The organism is Duganella flavida (assembly GCF_009857445.1).
In the GTDB taxonomy this organism is placed as follows: domain Bacteria; phylum Pseudomonadota; class Gammaproteobacteria; order Burkholderiales; family Burkholderiaceae_D; genus Rugamonas; species Rugamonas flavida.
On the sequence record NZ_WWCN01000009.1, the window covers coordinates 257,869 to 273,414 of the forward strand.

General features: G+C 60.1%; 18 protein-coding genes and 1 pseudogene. 11 read left to right on the forward strand and 8 right to left on the reverse strand.

Translation table 11 applies throughout. The annotated features are described in order from the left end of the window. Nucleotides 1-2: 2 nt before the first annotated feature. On the reverse strand, nt 3-152 hold the full coding sequence (locus GTP46_RS16185; RefSeq protein WP_161007662.1) for a hypothetical protein: 150 nt from the start codon (nt 150-152) through the stop codon (nt 3-5). Between GTP46_RS16185 and GTP46_RS16190 the strand changes: the two genes are divergently transcribed. Together GTP46_RS16190 and GTP46_RS16195 are read left to right on the forward strand one after the other, a co-directional pair. Beyond that, nucleotides 139-930, forward strand: a complete 792-nt coding sequence (locus GTP46_RS16190; RefSeq protein ID WP_229258973.1) for a substrate-binding periplasmic protein — start codon at nt 139-141, stop codon at nt 928-930. The two genes, GTP46_RS16185 and GTP46_RS16190, sit on opposite strands and share 14 nt — an antisense overlap. A gap of 98 nt (nt 931-1,028) precedes the next feature. Beyond that, on the forward strand, nt 1,029-2,150 hold the full coding sequence (locus GTP46_RS16195; RefSeq protein ID WP_161007663.1) for a branched-chain amino acid ABC transporter substrate-binding protein: 1,122 nt from the start codon (nt 1,029-1,031) through the stop codon (nt 2,148-2,150). Nucleotides 2,151-2,153: 3 nt separating this feature from the next. Here GTP46_RS16195 and GTP46_RS16200 read toward each other — a convergent pair whose 3' ends face one another. Continuing rightward, the gene (locus tag GTP46_RS16200) at nt 2,154-3,134 is read right to left on the reverse strand and encodes an isopenicillin N synthase family dioxygenase (RefSeq protein ID WP_161007664.1); all 981 of its coding nucleotides are present in this window, start codon (nt 3,132-3,134) and stop codon (nt 2,154-2,156) included. 385 nt (nt 3,135-3,519) lie between these two features. On the opposite strand from GTP46_RS16200, the gene GTP46_RS16205 reads away from it, so the two are divergent. From GTP46_RS16205 to GTP46_RS16220, 4 genes are read left to right on the forward strand one after another with little or no spacing between them, the layout of a single operon-like run. Then, nucleotides 3,520-4,479, forward strand: a complete 960-nt coding sequence (locus tag GTP46_RS16205; protein ID WP_161007665.1) for an ABC transporter substrate-binding protein — start codon at nt 3,520-3,522, stop codon at nt 4,477-4,479. Nucleotides 4,480-4,490: 11 nt separating this feature from the next. Further along, nucleotides 4,491-5,258 carry an ABC transporter ATP-binding protein gene (locus tag GTP46_RS16210; protein WP_161007666.1) on the forward strand — a complete coding sequence of 256 codons (768 nt, stop codon included), beginning with the start codon at nt 4,491-4,493 and terminating at the stop codon, nt 5,256-5,258. Further along, on the forward strand, nt 5,255-6,049 hold the full coding sequence (locus GTP46_RS16215; RefSeq protein WP_161007667.1) for an ABC transporter permease: 795 nt from the start codon (nt 5,255-5,257) through the stop codon (nt 6,047-6,049). The genes GTP46_RS16210 and GTP46_RS16215 overlap by 4 nt, the downstream gene beginning before the upstream one ends. Then, nucleotides 6,046-7,464 (forward strand): amidohydrolase family protein, encoded by a 1,419-nt coding sequence (locus tag GTP46_RS16220; RefSeq protein WP_161007668.1) that lies wholly within the window; start codon nt 6,046-6,048, stop codon nt 7,462-7,464. Before GTP46_RS16215 ends, GTP46_RS16220 begins: the two co-directional genes overlap by 4 nt. Here the strand turns inward: GTP46_RS16220 and GTP46_RS16225 are convergent. The 3 genes from GTP46_RS16225 to msrA form a co-directional block, all read right to left on the reverse strand. After that, entirely contained in the window at nt 7,452-8,468 is a 1,017-nt protein-coding gene (locus tag GTP46_RS16225) for a cupin-like domain-containing protein (RefSeq protein WP_161007669.1), read from the reverse strand. The genes GTP46_RS16220 and GTP46_RS16225 overlap by 13 nt on opposite strands. A 51-nt stretch (nt 8,469-8,519) precedes the next feature. After that, the gene (locus GTP46_RS16230; RefSeq protein ID WP_161007670.1) at nt 8,520-8,918 is read right to left on the reverse strand and encodes a DUF1842 domain-containing protein; all 399 of its coding nucleotides are present in this window, start codon (nt 8,916-8,918) and stop codon (nt 8,520-8,522) included. Nucleotides 8,919-9,026: 108 nt separating this feature from the next. Next, complete coding sequence (gene msrA / locus GTP46_RS16235) at nt 9,027-9,530, reverse strand: peptide-methionine (S)-S-oxide reductase MsrA (protein ID WP_161007671.1); 504 nt, start codon at nt 9,528-9,530, stop codon at nt 9,027-9,029. A 170-nt stretch (nt 9,531-9,700) separates the two neighbouring features. Between msrA and GTP46_RS16240 the strand changes: the two genes are divergently transcribed. Next, nucleotides 9,701-10,105 carry a response regulator gene (locus tag GTP46_RS16240; RefSeq protein WP_161007672.1) on the forward strand — a complete coding sequence of 135 codons (405 nt, stop codon included), beginning with the start codon at nt 9,701-9,703 and terminating at the stop codon, nt 10,103-10,105. Between the two features lies 1 nt (nt 10,106). Here the strand turns inward: GTP46_RS16240 and GTP46_RS16245 are convergent, their stop codons facing one another. Genes GTP46_RS16245 through GTP46_RS16255 form a run of 3 tightly spaced genes read right to left on the reverse strand, consistent with a single transcriptional unit; the run spans nt 10,107 to nt 11,831 of the window. Then, nucleotides 10,107-10,763 (reverse strand): energy transducer TonB, encoded by a 657-nt coding sequence (locus GTP46_RS16245; protein WP_161007673.1) that lies wholly within the window; start codon nt 10,761-10,763, stop codon nt 10,107-10,109. Then, the gene (locus GTP46_RS16250; RefSeq protein ID WP_161007674.1) at nt 10,760-10,912 is read right to left on the reverse strand and encodes a hypothetical protein; all 153 of its coding nucleotides are present in this window, start codon (nt 10,910-10,912) and stop codon (nt 10,760-10,762) included. Before GTP46_RS16250 ends, GTP46_RS16245 begins: the two co-directional genes overlap by 4 nt. Before the next feature lie 25 nt (nt 10,913-10,937). Next, nucleotides 10,938-11,831 (reverse strand): LysR family transcriptional regulator, encoded by an 894-nt coding sequence (locus GTP46_RS16255; RefSeq protein ID WP_371869677.1) that lies wholly within the window; start codon nt 11,829-11,831, stop codon nt 10,938-10,940. Between the two features lie 112 nt (nt 11,832-11,943). On the opposite strand from GTP46_RS16255, the gene GTP46_RS16260 reads away from it, so the two are divergent. From GTP46_RS16260 to GTP46_RS16275, 4 genes and pseudogenes are all read left to right on the forward strand, one after another. After that, nucleotides 11,944-12,993, forward strand: a complete 1,050-nt coding sequence (locus GTP46_RS16260; RefSeq protein ID WP_161007675.1) for an FUSC family protein — start codon at nt 11,944-11,946, stop codon at nt 12,991-12,993. 99 nt (nt 12,994-13,092) lie between these two features. After that, a complete protein-coding gene (locus tag GTP46_RS16265) occupies nt 13,093-14,169 on the forward strand; it encodes a DMT family transporter (protein ID WP_161007676.1) in 1,077 nt (358 codons plus the stop codon). A 126-nt stretch (nt 14,170-14,295) separates the two neighbouring features. Then, nucleotides 14,296-14,654 (forward strand): annotated as a pseudogene (locus GTP46_RS16270) (type II toxin-antitoxin system RelE/ParE family toxin). Continuing rightward, entirely contained in the window at nt 14,651-14,935 is a 285-nt protein-coding gene (locus GTP46_RS16275; protein WP_161007678.1) for a helix-turn-helix domain-containing protein, read from the forward strand. The pseudogene GTP46_RS16270 and the gene GTP46_RS16275 overlap by 4 nt, the downstream one beginning before the upstream one ends. Nucleotides 14,936-15,546: the final 611 nt, after the last annotated feature.

The window sequence follows — 15,546 nt, forward strand, 5'->3', positions numbered from 1 at the left end:
CATCACCGCCCGCGTGCCGTATCGACCGCAATGCAGCGAATGCCGGGCAACGGGCGCAGCGCGGCAGTCTCTGACGCGAACATCCGGATGTGAAACTGGTTTTTCAGCGCGTCCGGCATTTTCTGCAATAATCGGGAAATGCCAACTTCCATGCCGCTATCGCGCGCCTCACTCACGGGCTTCCTGTTCGCCGCCTTGCTTTGTGGCGCGCCGGCGCCGCGCGCAGTGGCCGGCCCGGCCACCATCCCCCTGATCATCGGCGACACGCTGGATGAACAAGGCAAGCCCAAACCGCTGGCGCCGCTCAAGCGCAAACTACTGGACGCCATCGAACGCGAACTGGGTGTGGTGTTCGAACTGCGCATGTACCCGTGGGCGCGCGCCGAGCGCTACGCCATCGACGGTGCAGGCCTGATCCTCGGCTTGCCAAAAAACGCCGACCGCCTGCACGCCCTGCACTACTCCGACGTCGCCGCCTACAACAAGCTATGGATCGTCACCCGCAGCGATGCCACCTTCCGCTTTAACAGCATTGAGGACCTGCGCGGCAAATCCATCGGCATGGTGCGCGGCTATAACTACGGCGAAGAAGTGGAACGCGCACGCGCCGCCAAAATTTTCCGCACCGATGAAGATATCGCCTCGCGCAGCACCCGGCTCACACGGCTGATGCTCAAGCGGGTTGACGCCGTGCTGCTGTTTCAACCCAGCCAGCAAAGCCCGCGCGACATCGAGATCGAAATCAATGCCTTCATGGAGCCGCGCCTGCGCACCATCGGCGCCGCCGCCGATGCCGGCTACAGCGTGCTGCCCAAGCCACTAACCACTGACGGTGGTGTATTTTTTGCCATCGCCCGCAACAAGGACGATGGCATCATCGACCGTATCAACGCTGCGCTGGCCCGCATCCGACAGCGCACGCCGAATTAAATTTTGAGCACCCGCCCCCAACACGCACGATAATATTCTGCGATTTTGGCGATAATCACCGCATCATCAAAAAACCGTAGTTCGAATCAGGAGATCGCATGAAATTGAAGCATACCGCCGCCGCATTGGCCCTGCTGGCCGCCTTCGGCGCCCAAGCGCAAGACACCGTCGTCAAAATCGGCCATAGCGGCCCGCTGTCCGGCTCCCAGTCCTTCTCGGGCAAGGACAACGAAAGCGGCGCGCGCCTGGCGGTGGAAGAACTGAACGCCAAGCCGATTACCGTGGCCGGCAAAAAGCTGAAATTCGAACTGCTGTCGGAAGACGACCAGGGCGACCCGAAAGCCGGTGTCGCCGCCGCCCAGAAGCTGATCGACAACGGCGTACGCTACGTGGTCGGCCCGTATAACTCGGGCGTGGCAATTCCTGCCTCGCGCGCCTATAACGACGCCGGCGCATTGATCGCCACCGTCGCCACCAATCCGAAACTGACGCAGCAAGGCTACAAAGGCTTGTACCGCGTGAACGCCAGCGACACCCAGCTGGGCTCCAAGATGGCGCTGTACGCGGCCAATGAGCTGAAACTTAAAAACGTCGCCGTCATCGACGACCGTACCGCCTTCGGCCAGGGCGTGGCAGAAGAGTTCAAGAAGCAGGCCAAGGCCGCCGGCATGACCGTGGCCGGCCACGAGTTCACCAACGATAAAGCGTTCGACTTCACCTCCATCCTGACCAAGCTGAAAACCAAGAAGGTGGAAGCCATCTTCTTCGGCGGCTATGCACCACAAGCCGCACCGATGGCACGCCAGATGAAACAACTGGGCATCAACGCCAAGCTGCTGGGCGGCGACACCATCTGCACCGCAGAAATGGGCAAGCTGGGTGGCGACGCCGTTGGCGACAACGTCCTGTGCTCGCAGGGCGGCGCCATCCTGGACAAGGCATCGGCCGGTCCTGCTTTCAAGGCCAAGTTCAAGGCCCGCTTCAAGCAGGAAGCCGACGTGTACGCGGCCGCCTACTACGACGCTGTGATGATGTACGCACAAGCGATGCAGAAAGCGAATTCGATCGACGTGCAGAAAGTGCAAGCGATCATCAGCGCCGGTTCCTACCAAGGCGTGGCCGGTACTTATGCGTTTGACGCCAAAGGCGATATGAAGCAATCGCCAGTGACCATCTTCACCTTCAAAGCCGGCCAGCCTTCGCCGCTGAGCAGCTATTAATTATCAATAGGCTTTGAAGTTGGCGTTCACGCGCTGCTTCAAATAAGCCTCTGCACTGATGGCCGGGTACTTCTTGCCCGGCCCTTCAATCATCACATCGCGATTAGCCTGGCAGAAGAACGCCAGGCTGTAACGCGGCCCTTGGTACTCATGCGGCAGCGGGTTCTTCACGCGATGGAAATTGGACGGCAACTGGTCGTCGCTCCAGCGCATCAGCATATCGCCGATATTGCAGGTGATGACATCATCGGCCGGCTCGATGCTGGTCCACTCCTGCGCATCCATCTCCTTGCCGGGGCAGACTTGCAAGCCGCTCTGGTTCTTCTGCTGGAATAGTAAAGTCAGACAATCGAAATCGGTGTGCGCACCGGCGCGCCACAGATCCAGCTTGTCTTTCATCGACGGATCGATGGCGTAGTAATGCAGCAGCCGCAAGGTGCTTTGATAGCTGGCCTGCTGAGGATCGTGCGCCTGCGTGAAAAAGTCGCTGTCGAATCCCAGCTTGTCGGCAAAGCAGGACAGCAGACGCATGCCGACCTGCCAGCACTGCGCTTCAAATTCCAGCATGGTTTGTTTAAAGCCCGGCAGCTCCTCTTCGCTCGGCCACAGCACGTCCATGTGCGGACGCGTGATCTGGTAGGACTCCTTTTGATCCGCCGTGCCGGTCGACGGCCGCACTTGCGCCTTGCTCTCCCAGCCGGCGTTGTCGGCTTTGCGCAGCGGGTACTGCGCCTTCACCGCATCCGGCAGCGCGAAGAAAGCTTCGGCAGCGGCAAAAGCGGCACGTACTTTGGACAGATCGATGCCGTGATTGCGCACCTGAAAAAAGCCCACGTCCACCGACGCGGCCCACAGCTCGTCGGCGATTTGCGCCTTGCGGTGGTTGAAGTCAGAGAGATCGATGCGGCGAATTTCGCGCTTGCCGGTCTCGGTGCCGAGCGTACCCATACGGGTTTCTTTGTTCAACTCATTGAGTGCGTACATAAGCGTTCCTCTTGAATGGATGTTGGATTCAAGAGCAATTCCCTGCCGGCGGGCGCCGGCTGAACGCTTATACTCTCGCAGCTTGAAGATGCAAATAACAGGCCAGCAAAAAAGCGCACATTCGCGGCGCGTGCGCACCATTTTCGTCGCAGTGCGCATCAAGGTGGTGCGCGACGCGTGCCACGTATGTGCAAAAAACTGGGCAAAAACCGTGGCACAGGATTTGCATCACACAAGGCTAAGAGTATAAGCGTTCACCTGCGGTCCGCCGTAGCCGGGAAATTGCTCTTGAAGCTGCGCCAGTGCGCATCTTCAGGAGACGCTTTATTCTTCATGAAGGTGCGATTGCGGGCGCGTTATCAACGCTCTCTATAAGAAGACCATCATGCGATTGCTCACTCTCTGCCTCAGTCTCTGCCTAAGCGTTCCTGCGCTGGCCGCCGATAAAGTCACCTTCCTCACCTCGTGGTACGCACAAGCCGAACATGGCGGCTTTTATCAAGCCGTCGCCACCGGCATCTACAAGAAGTACGGACTCGATGTGACCATCCGCATGGGCGGCCCGCAAGTCAATGGCGTGCAAATCCTCAGCAGCGGACAGGCCGACTTCCTGATGGGCTACGACCTGCAAGTGCTGAAGAGCGTGGAAACCGGCGTACCGATTACCACCGTCGCCGCCAGCTTCCAGAGCGAACTGCAAGGCATGATGACGCACGATGACGTCAAGAGCCTGGCCGATTTGAAATCGCGCACCGTGCTGGTCTCCACCTCCGGCCGCACCACGTGGTGGCCGTGGCTGAAGAATAAATACCAGCTGAGTGAAGAGCAGTCGCGCGTCTACACCTTCAACCTGCAGCCCTTCTTTGCCGATCCACGCTCAGCGCAGCAGGCCTACGCATCGTCGGAAGTTTTCTCGGCCAATAAAGGCGGCGTGAAGACGCGCTTCTTCCTGTTCGCCGACGACGGCTATCCGCCATATGGCACTACCATCGTCGCCATGCAGAAGACCGTGAAAGAGAAGCCGGAACTGGTGGCACGCTTCGTCAAAGCTTCAATGGAAGGTTGGAAGAGCTACCTCGAAAATCCAGCACCGGGCAATGCGCTGATCAAAAAAGATAATCCCACTATGCAGGACGACCAGCTGGCATGGGGCGTGGAAAAGCTCAAGGAATACCGCATGATCAGCAGCGGCGACGCCGCCACGCAGGGCATCGGCACCATGAGCGACGCGCGCTGGCAAAAGACCCGCGACTTCATGGTCGGCGCCGGCCTGCTAAAAGCGGACGTCGACTGGAAGAAAGCCTACACCACGCAGTTCGTCAAAGACCTGCGCGTGCTGCCTTAAAGGAGAAAACCATGGCCGCCATGCTGCCCGAGTTGTACGCCAATCAGGTAGAGAAGACCTACCCCAACGGCACCCTCGCGCTGGAGAGCGTGAAGCTGGGCATACAGCCCGGCGAATTCGTCTCGCTGCTGGGGCCATCCGGCTGCGGCAAGAGCACTCTTCTCAAACTATTCGCGGGACTGGAGCAGCCGTCGGCCGGCCATATCCGCCGCGCCGAAGGCCGCAAGCTGGCGATGGTGTTCCAGGAAGCGACGCTGATGCCGTGGGCACGCGTGACCGACAATGCACGCCTGCCGCTGGACCTGGCAAAGCTGGATCGTGCCGAAGCCGATGAGCGCGTGGCGCGCGCGCTGAAACTGGTGGGGCTGGAAAAGTTCGGCGCTGCGTATCCACGCGAACTGTCGGGCGGCATGCAGATGCGCGTCTCCATCGCCCGTGCGCTGGCCACCAATCCAGACCTGCTGCTGATGGACGAACCATTCGGCGCGCTGGACGAATTCACTCGCAACAAGCTCGATACCGACCTGCGCAATCTGTGGGCCGAACGCGGGCTGACAGTGCTCTTCGTCACCCACAGCATCTACGAGGCGGTCTACCTGTCTAGCCGCGTAATCGTGATGGCAGCGCGACCCGGTCGCGTGATCGCGGACGTGGCCATCGACGGCCCCGATCTGCGCGACGACGCATTCCGCGTCTCGCCAGCCTTCATGCGTCACTGCGCAGAACTCTCCTCGCTGCTGACGCAAGCGAACACCGAGCACGAAAGGAACGCCGCATGAATCCTCCCCTCCTCTCCCGTCCCGCCGTGCAGCGCGTGACCGCGCCGCTGGCGGTTGGCGTCATCCTGCTCGGCATCTGGCAGGCGGTATGCATGGCGTTCGCCGTGCCGGACTACCTGGTGCCCGCGCCCAGCGCCGTCACGCGCGCGCTGATCGAAGACTGGTCGCTGCTGTCCGATTCGTTATGGGTGACGCTGCGCATCACGCTGATGGCGTTTGCGCTGGCCATCGTGGTCGGCTGCGCGGCCGCCTTCCTGTTCGTGCAAAGCCGCGTGATTGAAGCGAGCCTGCTGCCATATGCCATTCTGCTGCAGGTAACGCCGGTAGTAGCGATTGCGCCGCTGATCATCATCTGGGTCAAGGATCCCACTATGGCGCTGGTGATTTGCGCGACGATGGTGGCGGTATTCCCCATCATCTCCAACACGGTACTGGGCCTGCGCAGCGTGAATCCCGGCTTGCTCAACCTGTTCCGCATCAACCACGCCAGCAAATGGGACACGCTGCGCCGCTTGCGCATCCCAAGCGCGCTGCCCTACTTCTTCGGCGGCTTGCGCATCTCTTGCGGACTGGCGCTGATCGGCGCCGTGGTGGCAGAATTCGTGGCCGGCACCGGCGGCACCGGCGCGGGACTGGCCTACCAGATTTTGCAGGCCGGTTTTGCGCTGAATATCCCACGGCTGTTTGCCGCACTCTTTTTAATTACGCTCAGCGGCGTGGCGCTGTTCGGCGTGATGGCGATGGTGACACGCCTGACTTTGTCGCACTGGCACGAAAGTGAATTGGCATGACCCAAGAATCTATCCTGATCCGCAACGCGAGCGCCATCATGACCGGCGCGCGCGGCGCAGGCGAACGCCATGCAGGCCCGGACATCCGCATCACCGATGGCGTCATCGCGGCGATGGGCACACTGGCGCCACAACCCGGCGAGCGCATTATCGATGCGCGCGATTGCGTGGTTTATCCAGCGTGGGTCAACACCCACCATCACTTGTTTCAATCGCTGCTCAAGGGCGAGCCGCAAGGCCTGGACCTGACGCTGACGCCGTGGCTGGCCGCCACGCCCTACCGCTTCCGTGCCGCCTTCGATGAACACAGCTTCCGGCTGGCTGCGCGTATCGGGCTGGTGGAGTTGCTGCGCAGCGGCTGCGGCACGGTGGCTGATCACAACTACCTGTACTACCCCGGCATGCCGTACGACGGCTCCGCCATCCTGTTCGAGGAAGCGGAAAAACTCGGCCTGCGTTTTGTACTGTGCCGTGGCGGCGCCACCCGCACGCGCCAGCTGGAAAGCGAATTGCCGCAGGCATTGCGTCCCGAATCGCTGGACCACTTCCTTGCCGATTGCGAACGCCTCACCCAGCGCTATCACCAAGCCGCACCGGACGCCATGCGGCGCGTAGTGATGGCGCCGACCACACCGTTGTACTCCATGTCGCCGGAAGAGCTGCGCACCTGCGCGCGCGAGGCACGCCGCCTCGGCATCCGCCTGCACAGCCACTTGTCGGAGACGGTGGAATATCAAAACTCCGCGCGCGAAAAATACGACCGCTCGCCGGTCGCCTTCTGCGGGGAATATGAATGGCTGGGGCCTGACGTCTGGTTCGCGCACCTGGTAAAGCTGGACCGCGACGAAATCGGTCAACTGGGTGCAACCGGCACCGGCATCGCCCACTGCCCGCAAAGTAACGGACGCCTGGGCAGCGGCATCGCCGACATTCCCGCGCTGGAAGCGGCCGGCGTACCGGTTTCGATCGGCGTAGATGGCGCAGCCTCCAACGAAGCCGCCGACATGATCTCGGAAACGCACGCCGCATGGCTGATGCAGCGCGCGCGGCGCGGTGAGCTGGCACGCAGCCGCGCCAATGGCGGCAACACCGAAGGCGGTGCAGACGCGGCTCGCATCGAAGACGTGGTCCGCTGGGGCACGGCAGGTGGCGCAGCGGTGCTGGGCATGGACGCTGTCGGTACGCTGGAAGTCGGCAAGGCTGCAGATATTGCGATCTACAAGCTGGATGATCCACGCTACTTCGGACTGCACGATATCGCCATCGCACCGGTAGCCAGCGGCGGCCGGCCGTCGCTGCGCGCGCTGCTGGTGGCGGGCCGTGTGGTGGCGGAACATGACGCCATCCCCGGCCTCGATCTGGCGGAACTCAACGCCGCCGCACGCGCAGCGGTGCAGCAGCTTCAGAAATCCTGATTGGCCGGATACCAGGTGTAAAAGTCGTTGTCCCACCTGAAGTGGGTGGTGGAGATGGTGATGGTGACATCCAGCGCCTCGACGAAGTGCCACCAGCCCACCGGCAGGAACAGGATTTCGCCTGGTTCCAGCACGCAGTCGATGACCCGCACATCAGCCATCAGCGGGAAGCGTTCAAGGTCGATGTCGCGGCCATCGACCGGCGTGTAGCAATGACGCTGATTATACAGCTTGGGCGTATCGCACGGCGCGATCAGGCGCAGGCGTTTGCGGCCTGCCACCTGGATCATGAAGTTATTGGTCAAGTCATGATGGAACGGCGTGATGGTGCCGGCCGGGCCAAACCAGAAAAAGCCGCTGCTGCCTTCTTGCAGATACTCGGTGAGCGGCGGCAGGTCGCTCATCAACTCGCGCAGCGCTTCGCGATTGTGACCGTCGTTATTGGCGGTCATGTAGAAATCGTTGGTGACGCCGGCGTCGCGCACCAGCGCCACGTAGTCGCCGAACGGCATGCGGCGCCGGTGCTGCACGCTATTCATTTCATAATGGGGATCGGCGTCGCGGCCGAACTGCACTTCCACTTCACGCTCGCCCAGCTGCGCGGACAGGTAGTCGAAAGTCCACTTGCTGCGCGCCGCGCAATCATCCAGCATGCCGGTGATGATGACCGGCTGGTTGCGGCGATAATACTCATTGAGGAAGTCGTCGCCGGACAGGCGCGCACGTCGCGGCACCTCGAACAATGCCAGCTTATTGAGGCGTGATTGAATGCCCAGCACCCAGTCACGCTTGGCCACGCGGTTGTGCATCCGCACCGCACCGCGCAGGTAGGGACTGCGCATGGCCGCCTCCAGCTCCACGCGCGCACTGTGCTCGGCGATACCCGATTGAATCATGACGCCAAGCAACGCCTGCGGTTGACCGCCCAGTATCAGGTTTTCAGCAATCCAGCCACGCCATGAGTCATTGATTTCCGTCGGCGGCGTGGCATGTGTTTGACTCATCGTCTCACTATCCTTTTCACATCGGGCTGGTCTGGCCCCCAGTGTACAGGATTAATACACCGCCGCCGGCAGCACGGCACGGGCCTTGCCGTCGCGAATATCGATGACACGGGGAAATATCTTGCCGATGCTCATCTTGTAACAAGCCTGCCCTTCTTTCCACGCACTCGGCAGCACCATCAGCATCTGGAACGAGGCCGGCGCCTCGTCCAGTATGGAAAATGCCGGCGGCGTGCCGGCCAGTACGATGGCTTCCAGCGGTTCGTCGCTATCGATTTCCAGATGCTGGCCGCGCACCGGCATTTCGTGGGTTTCCCCGGTAACGGTGGCCAGCGCGGCCGTGCCGACCACGCCGGCGGTGTCGCGGTTGACCACCAGGTTCAGGCGCAAAGACGGGCGGCCGATGGTGGCGCTGGCGATTTCATAAACGGCGGCAAATAACTGGCTCATGGCATTCCTAACGTGAAGAAGTAAAACAGGACTTCACTCTAGACTTGTCGCGCCGAACTTACCTTCCGAATACCTTCCGCGTCATAAGCTGCTGTTTATGAAAGGTTTTTACCGCTTCGGCAAGACCCAGTCCGGACGCACATAATGGCAGGTGTAGCCGTTGGGTATGCGTTCGAGGTAATCCTGGTGCTCCGGTTCCGCCTCCCAGAACGGACCGGCCGGGGCCAGCTCGGTCGCCACCTTGCCCGGCCACAAGCCAGAAGCATTCACGTCGGCAATAGTGTCCTTGGCCGTCTCTTTCTGCTGGTCATCAACGTAGTAGATTGCAGAACGATAGCTTGTGCCGAGGTCATTGCCTTGGCGGTTAGGGGTGCTCGGATCGTGGATCTGGAAGAAAAATTCCAGGATCTTGCGGTAGCTCAACACTGCCGGATCGTAAATAATTTCGATCGCTTCGGCGTGGGTGCCGTGGTTGCGGTAGGTGGCATTCGGCACGTCGCCACCACTGTAGCCGACGCGCGTGCGCTGCACGCCCGGCATCTTGCGGATCAAATCTTGCATGCCCCAAAAACAGCCGCCGGCCAGGATGGCTTTTTCAGTATTGGTGCTCATTATCAATTCCTTTCGATTAGTGTCTGTAGGCAATTTGGAGACAGATACAGATTTCTTCAAGCAAGCGTCTGAAATGCAACTATAATTGCCTGACGCGCCCTACTAACGCCGCGTCCCTTTTCGCCGGCCTGGACCCAGCCGAACGTAACGTTACTCATTCGTTCAACATTATGGACCAGACCATCAACACACGTATTCTTGTTGTCGACGACAACACCGACGCGGCCGACATTTCCGCCGAACTACTAGAACTCCAGGGGTATCAAACCGCCGTGGCGTATTCCGGCATGTCCAGCCTGGAGACCGCGCGCACCTTCCAGCCGCACGCCATCCTGCTCGACCTCGGCATGCCGGGGATGGATGGGTATCAGGTGGCGGAAGCCTTGCGCGCCGTACCGGATTTCGACCAAGTAGCGCTGATCGCCTTCACCGCCTGGGGCGACGTGGTGACCCAGCGGCGCGTGATTGCCACTGGCTTCGATGAGCACGTGGTCAAGCCGGCCAACCTTGAACGTATCCTGGCAGCGGTGCGCAATGCGCTGGAGAAGCGCGCGCAGCTCAGCGCCACGGTCTAACTTATCGCAGCACCACCCGGCCAAACGCGGTATCCGTGTGTTCGGCCTTGTTGTTTGGGTCATAGGCGAAGCGGCAACTCTGCAGATAGGCTGCGGCCTGTTGTGCCAGTTCCGGCGGCTGGCCGGCGGCCTCGGCCACGATGCGCGCCGGTACGCCCTCGGGCGTGAGCAGGAAGCGCAGCAAGATGCCGTCCTTGCCGCTCGGACGCGGATCAGCCTCGCGGAAAGCGGCAAAGCGCTCCGATGGCTGGCAGCTGCCCGCCACCAGCAGCGGATGCGCTGCAGGCGCATCATCAAACTTCCACACATATTGCAACGGGAACACCGTGCCGTCGCGTGCGGCCGGCAGCTTGGGCTGGAAGCGGCATTGCGCGATGCTGTGGAGCGCGGCCTCATCCAGGATCTGCCAGCCGCTGCTACGGGTGATGGCAGCATTCTGCACCGCGCCGTCCATGCCAATTTCAAAACGGAGAGTGGTGGCGCCTTCGATTTCATAGCGGCGCGCCTCGGCAGGCCATTGCGGCTGCACGCAGCTGGCGTCGCCGACCAGCGCCTGCAGCGGCGCCCGCTGCGGCCCGGACTGGGCGGAACGAGGCACCAGGTTGAGTGCAGCAAAAATCAGCGCGACAGCGGCAAGGGCAAGCAATTTCTTCTTCATGCCGCGATCATAGCGCGCTTACTTGTCGCCGACCAGTCGAACCAGGTGCGGCTGCCGCGCTGGTCGCGCGCGTCATTCAGGTATTTGTTTTCCATGAAGGCGTAATCGGGCAGCACTTTTTTCTTGGCCAGCGTCTCTTGCTCAAGCATAGGCTGGGCGGCACTGCTGGCTAAATCAGCGCCGGTGGAACTGGCGCACCAGTTCGGTGAAGTTATTCACGGTCACGGATTTGTCGCGCGGGCGGGTGACCAGGGCGATGGCGGTGCCAAGGTCTTTATTACTAATGACCTGGTAGGTCACGCCCTCGGCGCGGAACTGCGCGATCGATTCAGGAATGATGGCTACGCCGAAGCCCGCCGCCGCCATATTCACGCCCGACGAAATCTGCGGCGACTCCATCTCGATGCGCGGCGAAAAACCAGCCGTGCGGCAGGCGCTGATGATGGCGTCGTGTAGCTCGGGATTGATCGCGCGCGGGTACAAAATGAAAGGATCGGCGGCCAGCTGCTTCAAGTCGATATTGCGGCGGCGCCCCAGTGCATGGCCGCTCGGCAGCACCGCGATCATCTTCTCCTGCACCAGCGGCGTGACCTTCATCTCGCCGCAATCGAGCGGCAGGCGCACCATCGCGCAATCGACCTGCGCGTCGGCCAACTTGCCAAGCAGCGCCACACTATTGCTTTCCTCGGTGCGGATTTTCACACCCGGGTACTCTTCGCGGAAGCGGCGCAGCAGCCGCGCCACGGTCGGATGAAACACCGTCGAACCAGCAAAGCCGATCGACAGGTTGCCGCTCTCACCGCGGGCTGCCATCTTCACGTGTTCCAGCGCGTCGTTAGCGTCGTCCAGCACGCGCTGGGCGCGTTCGCGGAAGATCATACCGGCCTCAGTCAGCTCCACCCGGCGCGGATGGCGGATGAATAGCTTGGTGCCGATCTCCCGTTCCAGCTTGATGATCTGCTGACTCAGGGGCGGCTGTGCAATTCCTAGCCGCTCCGCCGCTACCGTGAAGTGCAGGTGCTCGGCCACCGCCAAAAAATATCGTAGCTGGCGAAATTCCATCGACATCCTTTCATCTCAAAATACGTTACAGAAGCGCGTTGCGATATCTTTTTCGTCTTGAAGAGACTATCACGAAATATTGGATTCATGGGCGGTGCTCTTTTAAGCTGTAGTCATCATGCTCAAATCCATGCTCACTACCGCCGCTGCCAAAGCCAACCTGATGGACGGCATACGCGCAGCTTCCGCCTCCGCCATCATGCTGCTGGTGGGCTGCGTGCTGCATGCGCCGGATTTCTCGTGGGCCGCGATAGGCGCGTTCTGGACTTCGCTGGCGACCGCGCCGCAGACCGCGCGCAGCCAGCTGGCGTCGATGCTGTCGTTTGCCGTGCTGTCCACGCTGGGCGGCGGCCTGACCATCTACGCCGCCAGTTTTGGTTTCGCCGCCGCTGCACTCACCCTGTTCGCCTTCGTCACAGTGGCCGGGCTGGCGCGTGTCTGGGGCGAGCAGCCGTATCAAGTGGCCATCCTGGCGGCGACGGCTTGCGTAGTGATGGTCGATCATCCATCGACCGGCGGTGCAAACGGGATGGCCTATCTTGGCCTGTATTTGCTGGGCTGCCTGTTCGCGGCGGCGCTCAGCATGGTGCTATGGCAGCTCCGTCCATTCGCGCCTGAGCAGCTGCACAATCGCTGGCACGAAGCGGCAGCGCAAACGGCGCGTGACGCCCTGCGCCAGTTGCGCGATCATGCATCGCTGTCGAGCGACGGTGTGCACTTCGCACTGCGCCTCGGCATCGCCACTACCGCCGCTTATCTGACCGTACATTTGCTGCAGCTACCTTGCGGTTACTGGGCGACGATGGCCGTGCTGCTAATCCTCCAGCCATCGGCCGCCGGCACCCTGCCGCGCAGCGTTGAGCGCGCGCTGGGCACGGTGGTCGGTACGCTGATTGCAGTGGCCATCGGCGAACTGGCGCAAACGCCGCTGACGATAGCACTGGCCGTGTTTCCGCTGATCGGCTTGACGATGGCCTTGCGGCCAGTGGGTTACAGCGTGTTCGTGGCCTTCCTCACGCCGTCGTTTGTGCTGGTGGCCGACTACGCGATGCCGGCCATCGACTATAGCTACGCAGTGATACGGATGGAAAACAACCTGCTGGGAAGCGCCATCGCCGTGGCGGCGACCATAATCCTGTGGCCGCTGACAGAGCGGTTAAAAAAATAGCGACAGCCTGTGCGCGTGTAGATTGGCAGGAGGGAGCTGCGCTCCTGAATCTATATAATGCCATTTCACCTCATCGATCTACCGCTGGCGTTCAACAGAATGAATCAAACTTCCAATCGCAGCGCCGGACTCCATCAGGGAGTTGTCTACGCGCTGCTGGCTGCCGCCTTGTTCGGCGCCAGCACGCCGTTTGCGAAATCGCTGCTCGATCACGTCGAGCCGGTGGTTTTGGCAGGCTTGCTTTATATGGGCAGCGGATTGGGCTTGCTGATGCTCTACCTCGCACGCCGGTTCGCACGATCAGGTGACGCCGAAGCAGGACTGACGCGTAAAGACTTGCCATGGCTTGGCGGTGCGATTGCAGCAGGCGGCGTGGCCGGTCCGGTGCTATTGATGCTGGGCTTGGCAAGCACACCCGCGTCTTCCGCCTCGCTGCTGTTGAATATGGAAGGTGTGCTGACATCGATGCTGGCGTGGTTCGTCTTCAAGGAAAACTTCGACCGCCGCATCTTCATCGGCATGCTGTTGATTGTGCTGGCGGGCGTGCTGCTGTCGTGGGATCAGGCGGCGGCGCGGGGACTGCCACTCGGCGCACTAGCCATCATCGGCGCCTGCCTGTGCTGGGGCATCGACAACAACCTGACGCGCAAGGTATCAGCCAGCGATGCGGTGCAAATCGCTTGCGTCAAAGGATTAGTGGCCGGTAGCGTCAACCTGGTGATTGCGTTCACGCTGGGTGCTTCATTGCCGGCGGCATCAACCGCCATCACCGCAGGCCTGATCGGCTTCTGCGGCTACGGATTGAGTCTGGTGATGTTCGTGCTAGCCCTGCGCCACTTGGGCACAGCGCGCACTGGCGCCTACTTCTCCGCCGCCCCATTCGTCGGCGCCGCACTGTCGCTGCTGATGCTAGGCGAACAGCCCGCACTGATGTTCTGGCTAGCCGCAGCACTAATGGCCGCCGGCATCTGGCTCCACCTCACAGAAAGCCACGAGCACGAACACGAGCACGAACCGCTGGGCCACAACCACACCCACAGCCACGACGCCCACCATCAGCACAATCATGAGTTCGAATGGGATGGCTCAGAGCCACACACCCATCCCCACCACCACGCACCACTCAAACACTCGCACAAGCACTACCCGGACATTCACCACCAGCACAAGCATTAAGCTTGAGCGCTGCGAGATAAACCTATCTTACCTGCTCAGTATCAAAGCGTATCTGTGCCTGATCGATATCTTGGACCAACCGCCGTATTCTGCACTAGTTCAACTTATCTATATCTGGACAACACCATGTCAGAGCTTAAGCCATTGCATTGGATCGGATCGGCGAAAAAAGACTGGAAAGCCATGCCAGAGGCTGTGCAGGACTTTTTTGGCTATGCGCTACTGCTGGCACAAAAGGGAGACAAGCACCATAGAGCAAAACCACTGACTGGTTTCGGCGGCGCGGGCGTGCTTGAGGTCGTCGATATCCATCTCGGCAATGCGTACCGAGCTGTGTACACAGTACGCTTTGTCAACGCGGTTTATGTACTACACTGCTTCCAAAAGAAGTCAAACAAAGGTATCACAACACCCAGCGGCAAATCGATCTTATCAAGACCCGCTTAATGATCGCAGCAGCGCGAGAAAGGAGTGACTGGGCATGAACAAAATCTTCGTCAACGGGGTCCCCATTGAAATAGGCACTGGGAATGTCTACGCAGACCTAGGCTATCCAAACGCGGAGGAAATGCTGGTCAAGGCCGGACTTGTACATCAGATCCAGCAAGCAATAGACAGTCAAGGGCTCACGCAACAGCAAGCTGCAGAGCAGATGAACGTGCAGGAAGCCTGGCTGTCGGACCTGCTGGATGGAAAATTCAGAAATATCGATACGTCCACCCTCATGGAATATCTAGTGCAATTCCAAACTCCAACCAGAAAATAACAAGTCGAGAATCTCGGCTGAGGTGGCATAGTGTCCCTCAATCGCCGTAGATCTGTAACGTGCTAAGACTTTAAGGACAACAAAAAACCCGCTTCCTCCTAGGAGAAAGCGGGTTTTCTGATTATTCCGGGCTTGCCGGAATCGAATACTCTATGACGATCCACCCCAGGGACACGAAATGTCCCTCGGCGGTCCCTCAAGCGAGCTCTTGTTCGCCGGTACGGTTCCGGAAGTGCTCGCCATCAATTGAATTGGATCAATTTCTCGGGTCTGAGTGCATTGGACTGAAGCCCAGAAAGAAAGTTCAATTTTTCTTTGCCTCTCTTCCATATGGTGACAATTAACGCATCTTTCAAAACGGCAAGATGTTATCCTAAGAGCATCGGCGAACTCCGGCCAAGAGCAGTCAGTGGCAGCACGCTCTACCTACTAAAATCAAACTGAGCGAAGTATGAATTTACAAGAAATTGTTCGTTTGCTCGATGAATTGATAATCATCTAGCCGTCCTCCCTTCGGCCGAGCCGAGGAATAAAGTCACGGTACGAATCCGAACTTTATCGAGGAGGACGTCATGTTATTTTGTGGCATTGATCTTCATTCCAACAACTGT